We start from the raw sequence: 15,503 nt of genomic DNA, 5'->3' as shown, positions 1-15,503 counted from the left end.
TCATAATCTTAGTTTGGGTTTCATCTGAAGCTAATCAACGGGATGAAACACCCTATTGTTGAATGAAAATAAAGACTGCGACGACAATTAAGAAATAACCAAATCCTTTTTCTAGTTGCTTTGCTTGAACATATTGAGATAAATGCGCCCCGAAAAAGGTTCCGAAACTTGCTACTAAGGTAAATGAGGCCATTAAACTCCAATCAAGAGGGACTTTACCCACATATCCTAGAAATCCAGCTATTCCATTTAAGGCAATAATTACCAAGGAGGTTCCAATAGCCTCTTTTATCGGGGTATTCCCCAACAAAACTAAGGCTGGAACGATAACAAATCCTCCCCCAACTCCCACTAGTCCGATCAAAATCCCAATGCCCAACCCTTCTAAGATCAACCAAAGCCAACTATATCGATGGACGGGTTGAACCTTTTGATTAGAGTTAGTATTTTCTTTGGAAAAAAATGAAGGTGGTAATAGATTTTTCTGAATGATTAAAACAGCCGCTACAATCATCATTATGGCAAATAGTAGCAGTTGTATTTTTTCTGTAATAAAGGGAAGAATAGCTAAATTAGCTCCAAAAAAAGCCCCTAACATGGTAGCTTTACCAAATAAAAATGCTTTTTTAAGATTTACATTCCCTTTACGCCAGTGGGGAATTGCCCCAACGATGCTAACGACCCCTACAATAACTAAGGTCATGGCAATCGCGCTTTTGGGGGGAATTTCCATAACATAGACTAAAATAGGCAGAGTGAGAACTGAACCTCCTCCCCCTAATAGTCCTAGACTAATCCCAATACAACCAGCCAGCAGATGTCCAATGATTTGTATCAACATATCAACAGTTATATTTTCAAATAGTAAACGATTAGGAAACATAAAGACATAAGGTAACAATTAGAGTCTTTCTCTTCACCCTAACTTCACTTGGACTGATTTTAAATAACGTAAGTTCGACGATATTTAAAAATACAGTTGTTATTCTTAAATATCTAAGTAAAAATACGATGAGGTTGATGATTATATGAAATAATAACCGCCAACAATCCAGTCCACAATCAATGGTTGTTTAAAAATAACAGGAAGCAAAGCTAGCCTATCTTTTAACTTTAAGTTGAAAGAAGGTTTTTGAAGTAAATGAGCCTAAGAAATTAGGCGAGAACAAAAGTTAACAGAACAGTTCTAAATAATTCGATTTCTCGAATGTTCAATTTGAGAGATATTTTTTAGGTTGGTCGCTAACTGTTTCAATAAGAAAACGCTTACAAGGTAAGATCATATCACTTAGTATTACTAACTGTTGCCTCATCTTCAATTAATGACTAGTCATTAATTAAGTTCCTTATTAATAGAGCTTTTTAAAGAGTTCTTAAATAAGATATTCTCTATCTACCAACAATTTTTCAATCAAACCTTACCTTGATTTAGAGATGAATTTACGGTTATCTGTATTACTTTAACTTAACTAAAAAGCTAATAATTCACCGCGGTTGTTTATTATTAAACGTAGTCTAAATCCTTAAGATCATCTCACATAATTATAGATTCATCGAACTGAGCCTCTATAAACTTGGTGTACTCTACTGTACTGAAAATTCAGCAACAGACAGCTATCGGAGTAGATTCGACGGAATTAATCCCTGTGATTTCTATTTTGTTATTTGGTGACGAACACTACAGCAACGTCATTTCCCAAAATATTAAGTTCAACAAAATAATTATAGTTGACTAGATTACGCGATGCTTTTTTGAAATTGGAAGGAACCTATAATGGATAAAATCCTTTCTTTTAAGGTTCGATTAAAGAGTTCGTATACTTACCTCTGTATTTCGATAACTTCGTCCATTCTATCAGTTTTTTGTTCTTTATTTTTAGCGCTAGTTTCATATTTTCAGAAAGCACATATTTTAAGTCTATCTGTCAATGTGTAACTTCTATTCAATGTAAGACAGTTTCATTAATAAACTTGCTATGGTCTAAGTTCCCGATAACTCCTCAAAAATCTATTTAGTTCTTACAAATCTACCCAAGAACAAAAAGAAAGAAGAAACAACTGAGCAGTGTTTTTTGATACGATTAAAATCGATTGTTTTCTTTGTTATTTCTACTAATTTAAATTGAGTTAAATGGGATTATTTTAACTATTTTTTATTCTTTTGCTGAAACACATATAATTTGACAGTGAGTCAACTATACTTTATTTTTTTTAGTAAAAAATTACTTTTATTACAGAAGAAAATAGATAGTTCTTATGGTAGCTAATCTGTCTACTGTTATCAGTTATTCTAGCAACCAATAATTATTACTTTCTAATTCATTAAGCACTGGACTAGAATCGCACTCTTCTAAATTAAGAGTAGAAGATTGAACGTCATTTTAAAAAAATTTAAAAAACGCTGGAGATATTAAACATCAAGTACGAGTAATAATTTTTGAGTCTTGGAGATAGTTTAATTCACTTAAATTGAAGAATTCCAGTAACCTAAGATTTATTTTATGTTGATTATCTCCTTTAATTTGTCTGAAAAACACCACTGATTAAGAATGATTTACCGTATCTTTTCAATTTTTTAGTTATTTGTATCTAATCATCTTTAGGAATTTTTTTAATTTTTTTAATACCACTGACTATAGTAGTCTTAAAATTCAAGATTATCGATAAACATCGCATTAAAATAATTATTTTTTTTTGACGATAGACTTATTATTTGCATAGGCAATAATTTTGAAATAAAATGTTTGTCTTTCCAATTCAAGATAAAATTAATCACAAAATAAGCTTTAAACCAAATAAGTAAACTATTTCTTGATAAGATTTTTTTGGTAAAGATCTGTCTTAATGTTTTTTGTTAATTCTCTTTTCTAGAGTTACTTAAAAAACTAAATTTTTTCTGAGATTTTCCCACAATTTTTATTAGCAGGGACAGCTTCCATCATCTTTTTCGGATTTGGTAAATTAAGATTGTTCATAAAGGTAATAAAATTGCTTTTATCCCGTCCTACAAAGCGAGGATTCCATTTTTTTTCTTCTCCAATAGTAGAAACTGTGTGACCTCGATAGTCGTGACCAGGATACACTAGGATATCATCAGATAAAGTAAAAAGTCGCTGAGTTACTGAGTCGTAAAGAGTTGCTGCATCTCCACTTTGAAAGTCGGTGCGTCCACATCCTCGAATAAATAAAGCATCTCCTGTCAATAAGTGAGTTCCATTGACTAAGTGTGCTAGATGACTATCTGTGTGCCCAGGGGTAGCAATCGCCTTTAGAATAATCTCTCCAAGTTGCAAGGTTTCTTGGTCTTTTAAAAAACGATCAGCACAGGCAATTCTGGAATTTTCCGGAATAATTCCCAGACATCCGGTTATTTCTCTTAGTTTTCCTGTCCCCGTAATGTGATCAGCATGAATGTGGGTTTCTAAACAATATTTGAGGGTTAATCCTAGTTCTTCTAAAAGTTGGCAATCACGTTCAATTTGTTCGAATACTGGATCAACCAGTAACGCTTCTTTTGTAGTGCGATCAGCGATGAGATAAGTATAAGTCGAAGATTCCCCATCAAAGAGTTGACGAAATAGCATAACTTGTTAAAGGGAGTCAGATTGTCAAAACCTTCTCAAGTATACAACCATTCAGTAATAATTAGTAATAAAAGGAGGAATTTGATGTTGGTGAGAGATTAGAACAAATTAATCTTCAAAATTAGCTTCTAACTTGTAAGGAATAACTAATTAGTTTTACAATTGTTGATTGTGGTTAGTAAACAAATTTTGCTGAAGACATAGAGGAAACCATGGCTAAACGCGTTCAAATTGTATTGAATAAATCTATCAATAAATTGGGAGACACTGGAGCTCTCGTAGAGGTTGCTCCAGGATATGCTCGCAATTATCTAATTCCTAAAAGACTGGGGGTTATAGCAACATCAGGTATTCTCAGACAGGTAGAACAACGTAAAGAAAAAGAAAGACAACGCCTGCTAGCTGAAAAACAAGCAGCTGAAGCCCATAAAACAGCCCTGGCAACTATTGGACGTTTCACTATCCGTAAACAAGTTGGGGAAGGGGAAGCTATTTTCGGTACTGTTACCACTCAAGAAGTGGCTGAGGCAATTCAGATAGTTACGAATCAAGAAGTGGATCGTCGTGGGATTACTTTACCTGAAATTAGTCAAACTGGATTTTACAAAGCGACAGTAAAACTACACCCCGAAGTTACCGCAGAAATTGAAATTCAGGTAGCCCCTTTGTAGTGTCTAGTAACAAGAGTGTGGGTCGGGAATTCTGTTTGAATACCTAACCCATCATTCCCCTAATTCAGAAGGCAACGCAGCCACATCATTAAGACGACTAATATGAATTAATATTGACTTATTGAGGAATAAAAAACATCTATAAAGCGCATATTTAAGCAAATTTAGCCACTAAAATAGAAATAGCGAGCGTGAATAGTCTAGGAAAAAGTTTTATAAAGTTCTATTAGAGCAACTCAGATTTTTTCTTCTATTTGTTCGAGAAACTTTAAAGATGTTCCATTGATATCTATATCAGGAGGAACTTTGTCTCTGACTAAACTGACGTAAATTTGTGTCTCTAAAATTTGATTTTGTCGTCTAATTTGTAGACCGAAACATCAAGGTAGAACTCCATTAAAAAGACAAATTACCGCCATCTGACTAAATAAAATTCCTGCTGTTAGCCAAGAAAAGTTAGCAAACATTAACTCTATAAAAATAGTGACTAACAATAAGCCTACTCAAACTTTTATTGTTACCAACAATTGAGAATAGAAAGTTTCAGGATGAATTAAACTATAATCCACTGTCAATATAATCTGAATACTAAAGGAAAAAATACCCTTAAAAGACTCTAGTTAAATGTTCACGATATCATCCCTCGTACTTAAATAAGCGCAAGTAAACAGAATATTAATTTTAAAATAAGACAAGTTAATTAATAACAAGAATTTGTACAGAGAAAGAGCTAATAGCAAATACCAATAGTATGAGTCATTTCTCGCTGAATGAAGTTAATCAATAATACTTAACAGGGTTTTCCTCAAAAAAAACGTTATGCTGGTGTTTAGTTTCTTTTAACTTAATTCAATCTATATCTGTTGATTATTCATATGTTTAATTTAGTTAAACCTTTTTATCCTCTCCTATTAACGGCGGTTAAAAATGATCCAGAGAGCGCACATTTACAACTTTTAAAAATCCTAAATATAGTTGATCGCACTCGTAATACCGCAGGAGGACGTTGGTTAATTTCCCAACTTGATAAATCCTTTTGTGTCTATGATCCTCGCCTCAAACAAACATTATGGGGACTAACTTTTGATAACCCCGTAGGATTGGCTGCAGGATGTGATAAAAACGGAATAGTAGCAGCAATATGGAGTCATTTAGGCTTTGGTTTAGCAGAATTAGGAGCTGTAACCCTCCATCCTCAATCAGGAAATCCGCGTCCACGTTTATTCCGTTTACCCCTTGATAAAGCAGTTTTAAACCGCCTGGGAGCGAATAATCTAGGAGCCGAAAAGATCGCTCAAACCTTGGAAAAAATTTGGCAGCGTAACCCCCGTACTATCCCCATTGGGATTAACCTATGTAACTCTAAAATCACTCCCCTAGAAAAAGCTGCTAGAGATTATGTAGAAAGTTTTCGTTACCTTGAAGATAAGGCTGATTATTTTGTAGTTAATGTAAGTTCTCCCAATACCCCAGGATTGCGAGCACTTCAAGAAAGGGCACAACTTAAGACCATTTTACAGGAGTTACAAAACGCAAATGAACAGCAGAAACCCATCTTTGTCAAAATTGCACCCGACTTAGATTGGGAAATGATTATAACGATTATTGAGTTGGCCCAGGCTCATAAATTAGCTGGAATTGTCGCAACGAACACTACTATTAAACGGGAAGGATTAACTACTAATATTCTCCCAGAAACAGGAAATAAAATTCAAGAAGAAGCAGGGGGAATTAGTGGACTCCCTATCCGTGATCTCTCAACAGAAATTATCCGTTTTATTTACCAAAAAACTCAAGGAAAACTACCCATTATTGGGGTAGGGGGAATTTTTACCCCAGAAGATGCCTGGGACAAAATTACAGCTGGAGCTAGTTTGTTACAACTATACACGGGATGGATTTATCAAGGACCTTGGATTATTCCACAAATTTTAACTGGCTTAAGTAAAAAATTAGAACAAGAAGGCTTATTACATATATCTCAAGCAGTAGGTATAAGAGCAAATAAAGGAGTATGCAAATAACTGAAGTAAACAATCCTAAGATTTTAGGGAAAACCATAACAGGTTTGGGTAAACAATTTCAATGTCTATGAACAAGAGAGGATTAACTAAAAATTTTGAGACATAATTCCCTTATATATATCTGATAGAATCTTACTCAGAACTAACTTCATCATGGTTACAGATTGGTCACGGGAGTTACTTTTTATTGATAGCTTTATAGCAGGTTTAAATTGGGTAGCTTATACTAGCAGTAATACGTAGACCGAGGAATTATGTCTTTATCGATTACTGAATTGATCGCTTAATTGAGACCGCTAGAATTTAGGAATTATTGAATTTGTAAATCTTCTTTGATTTTTGACCAACAGTTTTCAATGGGGTTAAAATCAAGAGAATAGGGAGATAAAAGTATAACGTGTGCTCCTATATACTTCACCAGTTTTCTAACCCTTGTGGCTTTATAAGCTGATTAGTTATTTACAGTTATGATGTCGGCATTTGTGTAACAAAAATAAGAAATACCATTTTATCCATCGTTCAAAAGTAAAAGCAGCCACAAAATACGATGTAGCAAGCGCTCCAATTAACGTAATATTTTGTACTCAATATATTGGGTCATTTTTTATAAGCTCATTTTCCCTTAGTTGCTCTAGAACACTGGCGGGTGATGGCTAGCTCAACTTCAGTTTCGTCAATTATGTTCAGTTATTCTGTTTCAATTCAAGAAAGTTTTTCCCGTCCACGACGGCATGATTCTATACTTTTTGTTGCTTTCTAGCGTTTGGGGAGACAATTTACAAAACTATAACTGACTTAAAAACTCTCTGCTAGTTGTGGAGTTGACTGATTGATTTTATTGTTAGTCTCTATGATTTTAGTAGGAATGTCTGTAGAGACTAGCTTTATTGTTTGAGTTTTTTTACTTTAATCCATCCAAACGAAAACTACTATAAGTTCTCACGACTATGGGTTGCTAGCATTCCAGGAACTTAAAATACTACCCATGCTGCCCATTCTTACTTCTTAGTTCTAAGAAGTAAGAATGGGCACTTAAAATCTTTTTATTTACTAATTAACGACTCACTTTATAAGGGTATAAATCGTTCATGTCCAAAAGAAAATTACAGACTTATTGATTTATGCAATGAAGTTAAATAGAATATTGGACTTATAGGTGGAACCTCGAATATTAATGATACGGTTATAGTTTATAAAAAAAGTCAACATTGAGGCGGAGTTAACACAGTCAAAGAAAACCCCAGCTTAATCAATTGATTTATAGAAGCTAACCGATTGAGATTCTCGTATTAGTAAACTTTATGAGCAGTGTCTACTGTATTAGGATCAACACAGAGATAGCCTATTCATACAATTTGATGGTATTAAAAGACGTGATAACAGTAGCTATTTCGAGGCTTTAGAATATCTTGCTTAGCCTAGTGCCCAAAAGTATGATGCTCTGATAAATTTCCTAGCTAGGAGCTTTTTCTGGTTACAAGCTTACAGACTAAATCCCCCTAAAAAAGGGGGACTAGAACTTCAAGACCAATTACCCTAAAATCTTAGAAGCAGCAGCAACTCCTACTCCTGGTGTCGCTCTTTGACTACCTAGGGTGATTAAGGTAGATTCCAAAGCAGCGATCACCGTCAAAATATCTCGCTCACTGACAAAACCTAAGTGACCAATACGGAAAATTTTCCCTTTAAGGTGATCCTGTCCTCCCGCTAGAGAAATATTAAATTGTTTTTTGATCGTTGATCGAATAGCCTCAGCTGTAGCCACTGTCGACATGACAGCCGTTACGGCGGTGCTCGCCGCCTCATCATCGGCTAACAAAGGCAGCCCTAAGGCCTTAATTCCTGCGCGAGTCGCCTCAGTTAAACGACGATGACGGGTAAACATTTTTTCTAGTCCTTCGGACTTCATCATTTCTAAGGCCACTTGCAACCCATACATTAAGTTAACCGGGGGGGTAAAAGGGGAGCTATTTTTATAGGTTGCTTTTCTATACGCCCCTAAATCTAAATAAAACTTAGGAAGAGTTGCAGTTTCATAAGCTTCCCAGGCTTTTTGACTAACACACACGAAACCCAATCCCGGAGGTATCATATAACCTTTTTGAGAACCAGAACCGACCACATCTAACTCCCAGTCGTCAACAGGAACGTTGATAGCTCCTAAACTGGTGACAGCATCGACGATGATTAAAGCTTTCTTATGATCTTTGACATATTTATTAATAGTTTCTAAGGGATTGATTACCCCTGTTGAGGTTTCTGAATGGGTTATGATAACCGCTTTAATGTGTTTTTGACTGTCAGCTTCCAATTTTTTACGAAAGGCTTCAGAATCTAGAGGTTTACCCCATTCAGCAGTAATTTCTTCTACTTTCAACCCAAACGCCCGACTAATTTTCCCCCACCGTTCACCAAACTTTCCATTATTACCAACTAATACATGATCGCCAGGACTCAAAAAATTAATAATCCCTGCTTCCATCGCCCCAGTTCCGCTAGCGGTTAACATCAAAACATCACTCTGGGTTTGATGTAACCATTTGAGATTTTCAGTAATTTCTGCAATAATTTCACCGAAACCACTGCTGCGATGACCGATAGGATGTTTGGCTATAGCCAGCAAAACCTTTTCTGGTACAGGGGTTGGTCCTGGGATCATTAACATATGCTTATCTTCCATGAATTCTGGCTCCTGTTTCGAATTGAAACTCCTCCAAATAGTCAGTCTACTCCATTCTTATTCACCCTAAAAAATTAAGCTGATGGCTTTGGTTATTTTTAAGGTTTAATTTAGGTTTATTTTTTACTGACTCTCTAGCTAACTTAATTTATCGGTAATGGAGTTTAAAGAATTATTAGAAACTATTATAGAGACTAATAATGTTTAAAAGGGATACGAATTTGGTCACAGATTGTTTCGAATTGTTTTTATTGGGCGCGGACTTTGCATAGAGTAAGAATAAGTTGTCGAACATGATTTTGTAACACAAGTTGTTCATAAACAATAGCTAGACTTTTACGTTCTAGTAATTTTAGTAAAAGTTCGTAGTGAACTAAATAAGGAAGAGAAAGAGACTTTATGTTTAGTTATAAGTTATTAATCATCAGTTGTCATTGATGGTCTTGATTTAGTCAAAAAGTGTAATATTGTAAAATTTAAGCGCCTCATGATAAGTTTTGCAAATAAATATTGATAGTTAATCCTGAGGAATTATTCTGGATTTGTTGTTAAAATTATCGATATTATCTATATCGACAATCATCTGATTCAAAAAAATAATTGATTGATAGCCTCGATGATATCAGGTTGTTTTACTAAAGATTCTCCAATTAATACTCCATCAGCCCCGGCTTGCTGCACAAACTTGAGGTCATCACAAGTATGCAATCCTGACTCGCTAATAATTTTAATTCCTCGTTTTTTAATTGTATCCCGTCGAGCAGCTAATAATTTCCTAGTGGTGTTAAGGTCTACCTCAAAGGTCTCTAAGTTGCGGTTGTTAATCCCAATCAAAGATACGCCTTCAATGCCTAGGGCTCGATCCAATTCCTCTAGGGAGTGAACTTCAATTAGAGAAGCCATACCTAAGGATTGGGCAATTTTCACAAAGTAGGTAAGATCATGATCGTTCAAAATAGCAGCAATCAGTAATACGCTGTCAGCCCCATTGGTGCGAGCGAGGTAAATTTGGTAGGGATAGAGGATAAATTCTTTACACATCAAGGGCAAATTTACTGTTTGACGCACTAGAGAAAGGTTATAAAAGCTTCCTTGAAAAAATTTAGTGTCGGTTAGCACTGATAAACAACTCGCTCCTCCTCTAGCATAAGATTGAGCGATCGCTACCGGATCAAAATCTTCACGGAGCACTCCTTGACTAGGGGAAGCTTTTTTGAGTTCTGCAATTAAAGCTGGTTTGGTTTTTGCCGAGGTGATAGCGGCTAAAAAATCCTTAGGGGGGGGTAAGTCTTTTACTTGTTCGCGCAACTCTAACAGGGGCAGACGTTGTCTTAGACGATCAACTTCTTTTTCTTTATGCCAAACAATCTTTTCAAGAATGTGTCGCGGTTGCTCATCGGGAACACGAACTTGATAACGGAAAATATCAACATCTATGGCAGGATTAGGAGAACGTCTTCGGATTTGCATGGGAGTCAGCAACAAAAATACAAATTAGGCTAAGCAACATCTTAGCCCTGCAATCCTATCACAACTGTTTGTCGCTATAGCTAAAATGAAATATTTTTGCCCTATTTTGTGTATTTTTATTGTTTTAATTACAAAACCGCAAATTCCCTTTCTATAGCTAAAATGAAGGATATATATAGTTTTTCCATAAGTTCTTAATCCTATCTATCAATTTTAGTTATCTTCGACCATGAATACTGTTAAAGAGAGAATCCAATCGATCTTGAATCAATTACCAGATGATTGTTCAATTGAAGATATCCAGTATCATTTATACGTACTTGAAAAAGTGCGTCAAGGATTATACGTTGCCGATCAGGGAACCACCTTACAACAGGAAGAAGTTGAGGGGCTTCTAAACAAATGGCTTATCGAGTAATTTGGTCTTCCAAAGCAATTGAAGATGTTGATGCAATTGCCACATATATAGCCCGCGACTCGCCCTCTTATGCGGCGGCCGTCGTCCGTCAAATCTTAGACATTACCCACCGTCTTCAGGATTGTCCTCTAGCCGGAGCAATTATTTCCGAAGGGGACGATTCAACGATTCGTGATAAGTTGGCTTATACTTATCGTGTAATTTATCGAGTTCGAGACGAAACGGTAACAGTGGCGGTGATCGTCCATACAAAGTGTTTATTAGGATTCGCTAATTCTTAAGGAGATATCCTCAAAATAAAGTTAAAGATTAATACTCCTTTCACCGCCAAGGGAGTTGTTTTTGTTTTCAAATAATTAATATTGTTTAGCATCTGTACTCATTAGCTGTTGTTGACTACCGGATCTTTTCCAACGTTTCTTGAGATAGTCTCCTTCTGGGGACCTCATAGGTCATGAAATCACGGGCAAGAAGAGTATTAGGAAAAATTGCCTTAGCTTCTGTTAGTAAATTAACTAGTTGTAATACATTTCCAGGGGCATAACGGGGACTAAAATGGGTCATGATTAACTGTTTAACCCCAGCCATTAAGGCGACTTGTGCTGCCATGGTTGAGGTAGAATGGAGACGGTCAAAGGCTAGTTGAGCATCTTGGTGGGCAAATGTTGCTTCATGGATTAAGACATCTCCCCCTTGCGCTAAGGCTACAGCCCCATCACAAAAGACTGTATCAGTGCAATAAATAACTTTACGACCAGTTTCTTTTTCTCCACACAGGTCTTGTCCTCGAATATGACGACCATCTGGTAGAGTGACAAGTTCACCTCGTTTGAGCCGACCGTAAATCGGTCCTGGAGGAATTCCTAAAGCAGTTGCTTTTTCTATGTCAAAGCGACCGGGACGATCTTTTTCTTCGATGCGATAACCATAGGCTGGAACACGGTGTTTGAGTAACCCACAACGAACGATAAATTGATCATCTTCGTATATGACACCAGGGCATACTTCATAAACCCGTACTCGATGAGAGAGTTTTATCTGGGAATACTTAGCACAAGCTTTCAAGTAAACTACTAAGTCCGGTGGTCCATAAATTTCGATGTCTTGGGCATTTCCTGCTAAACCACAACTAGCTAACAGTCCCATTAACCCATAGATGTGATCGCCGTGCATATGGGTGACGAAAATTCTGGTAATTTGGGAAATTTTAAGATCACTGCGCAAAAGTTGATGTTGGGTCCCTTCCCCACAGTCAAATAGCCAGACTTCTGCCCTTTGGGGCAGACGTAAAGCAACACTTGATACATTCCGTGATCGCGTCGGTACACCAGAACTGGTTCCTAAAAAGGTGATCTCCACAATAATTTAACTCTGCTTGTTTTGGGACTGTTCATCCATTTTAATCTTTTCCGTTTAACTGAAATCTTACAGCGCCTTAAAAATTAACTAGATCAGATAAGTAAGAGGAAAAATGTATAATTTTTTCCTCTTACTTATCTGAAATTTAACAACGAATCATTTAGCTTATTTGGTTTTGTTGTATTAGTACAGGACATGAGTTTAATCTTCTCAATATTTGAGAGCTTATTTTGAGAGCTCATAAAGAGAATTCTGTCCGAGAGATTGTAACCCAAAATACTTGTATATATTTCAGTTTTTGTTGTGAATAAATATACTGATAATCTATATCTCATAAACAAGGTATTACGAAAATTACCCGAAGTCAATTCCCTGACAAATATTTTTTTTCTTTTGTAAAAAGCAAAAACAAGTATTTTACTATAAATTTACTTATCTAAATTTTAAACATGTAAAGATTTTAATCTTTACTATTTCATTTAGAAAAATTTATTGTAATTCATCCTATTCTTTGATTATCAATATCTTTATATTATTTCTTGATTTTTTTTAAAAAAAAGATCTTTTTAAAAGTGAAATAGCCTGATCATCTCACTTTTTTGTATACTAAATTAGTTATTTTATGCTAATTAGCTAATTGTAATTTTCTTAAAACAGGTCTAAAATCTATCTTTATAACCGACCTAGTTTTGAAAAAATAGGCGCACATATAAGAAATATGGTTACTTTTGGTTATTTGTTCATCTTTTTACTTTTAATTAAAGTGAATTTTTTCTTTTTAACTAGTACTTATATTTTTGGGGCTTTTCATTTATGATTTTTATTTGATAAAATAATTGATAATCAACTTAATTGAACATATAAAAAATCTCTGTGAATACTTGGATTTGTAGCATCAATTAATCTATTTTATTTTTATAAAATTTTCTGAAATATATACTCACTTTTTTAATCTTAATCGTAACTTATTTCCCAGGGTTTTTAGCCATTGAACTATTTTTTAAAATTTTCTTTTTTTCATAATTTCTACGTTTACACCTTTATCTGAATCTACTAAGACTATACGATAATTTTTTTACGATAATTTTTTTATGTTTTAATTATAGTAGTTTTATCAATTGTTAACTATTTCAATCTTTTAATTTTTCTATCTGTAATTCTTGATTTAAATCTTTAAATATTACTTTTATTTCTTATTCACTTACTCTATCTTCAATTTAATTATTTAAATACTTCTTCAATTATTTTCACTTTAAATATTTTAGGATATATTCTCCCTTTTCAAGAGATCTTAACTCTTATATAGTATAGACTGTTTTCACATTAATTACATCTCATTTAACTCGAATTACACGAATTAATTGTGATACAGACGGCTTTCTCTACCGAAAGCGAATACCTAATAGTTAATTTATTATTTTGATCAAGTTTTCCTGCGCTTAAAATACAACAAAAACAAGTTACCATCATACTTATTTGTTCAAAAAATTAAACTATCACTATCTAATTTAAAATTTGATAATTGATAATGGCGAGTCCTTCTAAATTTGTAATCTCATTGATTAAAATTAGTTAAGAATTTTATGTCATAAGTATAAATCAAGTATAGATATTCTATATCTAAATAACTAGAATTTTAGGTGGCTTGTTATTGACAATTAAATCTTATCTTTAGATTTTCTATTTTTAGATAACAGGTTTGCTAGGAACGGATAAAGTCACAACTGGAGCTTCATTATTTTCCCTAGCCACCCTAATCAATAAAGCCGCTAAAGTTAAACTTGCTAAACTCGAACTCCCTCCATAGCTAAACAAGGGAAAGGGTAAACCCGTTGTGGGCAAAGCACCTGTTGCTACACCAATGTTAAGTAAGGCTTGTCCCACCATTATGACCATGACCCCAATAGCTACTAATCGATTAACTCGATGACGGCATTTCATCGCAATACGTAGGGCAAAAGTTGCATAGCTAAATAGAAATAATAACAAAATAATTCCTCCCACAAAGCCAAATTCTTCTGCAAAAACTGAAAAGATAAAATCAGTATATTGAATAGGTAAATAGAAAAGTTTTTGTTGAGACATCCCATATCCTGTGCCAAATATTCCCCCTGAACCAACTGCCATCAAACTTTGTACTAATTGATAGCCATTCCCCATAGGATCTTCCCAAGGATTAAGAAATGCCGTAACCCGTTCCCGTTGGTATTCTCGTAAACTAATACTAATAAAGGCAGTTAAAGCTCCCCCTAAAGCAGTTGAGGTTAAATAAATTGCCGGAATTCCTGATGCAACAGCAATTAACCAAAGACTCATCCCACATAAAGCAGTAGTACTCAAATTAGGTTGTAATAAAATTGAAGCTAAAATGACCGCAAAGGCGATTAACCATTGCCAACGAATTCGCCAGGGTATCCGTTCCCATTGTCCAAAAATTAGGGAACTTTGTAAGACTAAAAAAGGTTTCATTAATTCTGATGGTTGAATCAAAACTGGACCTAATTTTATCCAACGAGTGGCACCGTTGATATTTTCTCCCAAACCAGGAACATGGGTTGACAGAATCAATCCTAATACTAGAAATAGACACCAAGGGGATAGTTTAAATAAATATTGTAGAGGTGATCGCACAATTATATTGAACCCTTGCAATCCAATCCAAATCCAGATTAACTGACGGATCATATAGTACCATCCATTCCCAGTTTCGGCTTCAGCGACGGCATAGGAAGCGGAAAACAGGGTAATTAAGCCTAGGGATATCCACAATAAGGTTAGCCAGCGTAAAAAGCGAGCTTCTCCTGACCAGTGTCGAACATCGGGATCGAAAATAGGAATGATATAACGTAACACAGTCTGTTTGGAGTTTCGATTAACCCATACCATAACACCTAATGGCAGTTAAAACTAGTTTTTATTGTTTGATAGTTTTAAGAACTATAGGTCAAGATTATGTTGATTAAAAATAATAGAGTTGTGAAGACTTTGAAAAGATCGTAATAGTTCCTGATGGGAGATATCATTGTTCATAGTTGTATTATATTATTTATGTATAACAAGTTATGGCAAATAACTTTTCTATAAGAAGTTATTATAACATCATAATCAACAGAAGCTGAGAGTATTGTTGTATAATATTTTCGAGATTTAAAAAACTTTATCTTGATAAAAATCAGGTTCTTGAAGTTACAGTAAATATTCAGAATAAGAGTTTTAGAAGTTACTAGTTATCAGGTTTAGTCTGGAATAACATAGAAGATTGAGTATTATATTAATTTTTTATAATTCAGTTGTCTA

At 34.7% G+C, this 15,503-nt stretch carries 11 protein-coding genes and 1 pseudogene; 4 read left to right on the top strand and 8 right to left on the bottom strand.

Going from position 1 to position 15,503, the window contains the following annotated elements; genetic code table 11:
* Positions 1-52: 52 nt before the first annotated feature.
* The gene (locus RGRSB_RS09580; protein ID WP_119261045.1) at positions 53-841 is read right to left on the bottom strand and encodes a sulfite exporter TauE/SafE family protein; all 789 of its coding nucleotides are present in this window, start codon (positions 839-841) and stop codon (positions 53-55) included.
* A gap of 2,044 nt (positions 842-2,885) precedes the next feature.
* On the bottom strand, positions 2,886-3,584 hold the full coding sequence (locus RGRSB_RS09575; protein WP_119260849.1) for an MBL fold metallo-hydrolase: 699 nt from the start codon (positions 3,582-3,584) through the stop codon (positions 2,886-2,888).
* Between the two features lie 212 nt (positions 3,585-3,796).
* Here RGRSB_RS09575 and rplI point away from each other — a divergent pair, with 212 nt between their 5' ends.
* Together rplI and RGRSB_RS09565 are read left to right on the top strand one after the other, a co-directional pair.
* On the top strand, positions 3,797-4,255 hold the full coding sequence (gene rplI / locus RGRSB_RS09570; RefSeq protein WP_119260848.1) for a 50S ribosomal protein L9: 459 nt from the start codon (positions 3,797-3,799) through the stop codon (positions 4,253-4,255).
* Positions 4,256-5,130: 875 nt separating this feature from the next.
* Positions 5,131-6,279, top strand: a complete 1,149-nt coding sequence (locus tag RGRSB_RS09565) for a quinone-dependent dihydroorotate dehydrogenase (RefSeq protein ID WP_119260847.1) — start codon at positions 5,131-5,133, stop codon at positions 6,277-6,279.
* Between the two features lie 310 nt (positions 6,280-6,589).
* Here RGRSB_RS09565 and RGRSB_RS11230 read toward each other — a convergent pair.
* The 4 genes and pseudogenes from RGRSB_RS11230 to trpC form a co-directional block, all read right to left on the bottom strand.
* Positions 6,590-6,715: pseudogene (locus RGRSB_RS11230) on the bottom strand (IS630 family transposase); the annotation flags it as partial.
* 1,095 nt (positions 6,716-7,810) lie between these two features.
* Positions 7,811-8,959, bottom strand: a complete 1,149-nt coding sequence (locus RGRSB_RS09555; RefSeq protein ID WP_119260845.1) for a pyridoxal-phosphate-dependent aminotransferase family protein — start codon at positions 8,957-8,959, stop codon at positions 7,811-7,813.
* A gap of 248 nt (positions 8,960-9,207) precedes the next feature.
* On the bottom strand, positions 9,208-9,360 hold the full coding sequence (locus RGRSB_RS09550) for a DUF5340 family protein (protein WP_232014620.1): 153 nt from the start codon (positions 9,358-9,360) through the stop codon (positions 9,208-9,210).
* A gap of 187 nt (positions 9,361-9,547) precedes the next feature.
* Positions 9,548-10,429, bottom strand: a complete 882-nt coding sequence (trpC, locus tag RGRSB_RS09545) for an indole-3-glycerol phosphate synthase TrpC (RefSeq protein WP_119260844.1) — start codon at positions 10,427-10,429, stop codon at positions 9,548-9,550.
* Positions 10,430-10,658: 229 nt separating this feature from the next.
* Here trpC and RGRSB_RS09540 point away from each other — a divergent pair, with 229 nt between their 5' ends.
* Both RGRSB_RS09540 and RGRSB_RS09535 read left to right on the top strand, forming a co-directional pair.
* Positions 10,659-10,847 (top strand): hypothetical protein, encoded by a 189-nt coding sequence (locus RGRSB_RS09540; RefSeq protein WP_119260843.1) that lies wholly within the window; start codon positions 10,659-10,661, stop codon positions 10,845-10,847.
* Positions 10,832-11,128 carry a type II toxin-antitoxin system RelE/ParE family toxin gene (locus RGRSB_RS09535; RefSeq protein ID WP_119260842.1) on the top strand — a complete coding sequence of 99 codons (297 nt, stop codon included), beginning with the start codon at positions 10,832-10,834 and terminating at the stop codon, positions 11,126-11,128. The genes RGRSB_RS09540 and RGRSB_RS09535 overlap by 16 nt, the downstream gene beginning before the upstream one ends.
* A 115-nt stretch (positions 11,129-11,243) precedes the next feature.
* On the opposite strand, the gene RGRSB_RS09530 is transcribed toward RGRSB_RS09535, so the two are convergent.
* Positions 11,244-12,206: a ribonuclease Z gene (locus RGRSB_RS09530; RefSeq protein ID WP_119260841.1), complete on the bottom strand. Its 963-nt coding sequence runs from the start codon at positions 12,204-12,206 to the stop codon at positions 11,244-11,246.
* Positions 12,207-13,892: 1,686 nt separating this feature from the next.
* Positions 13,893-15,059, bottom strand: coding sequence for an FtsW/RodA/SpoVE family cell cycle protein (locus tag RGRSB_RS09525; protein ID WP_119261044.1), 1,167 nt, complete (start codon positions 15,057-15,059; stop codon positions 13,893-13,895).
* Between the last annotated feature and the right edge of the window lie 444 nt (positions 15,060-15,503).

Origin of the sequence: cyanobacterium endosymbiont of Rhopalodia gibberula (assembly GCF_003574135.1) — a bacterium.
Taxonomy (GTDB): domain Bacteria; phylum Cyanobacteriota; class Cyanobacteriia; order Cyanobacteriales; family Microcystaceae; genus Rippkaea.
The sequence above is the reverse complement of the archived record's forward strand: the minus strand, read 5'-3'. Positions and strand labels throughout refer to the sequence as shown.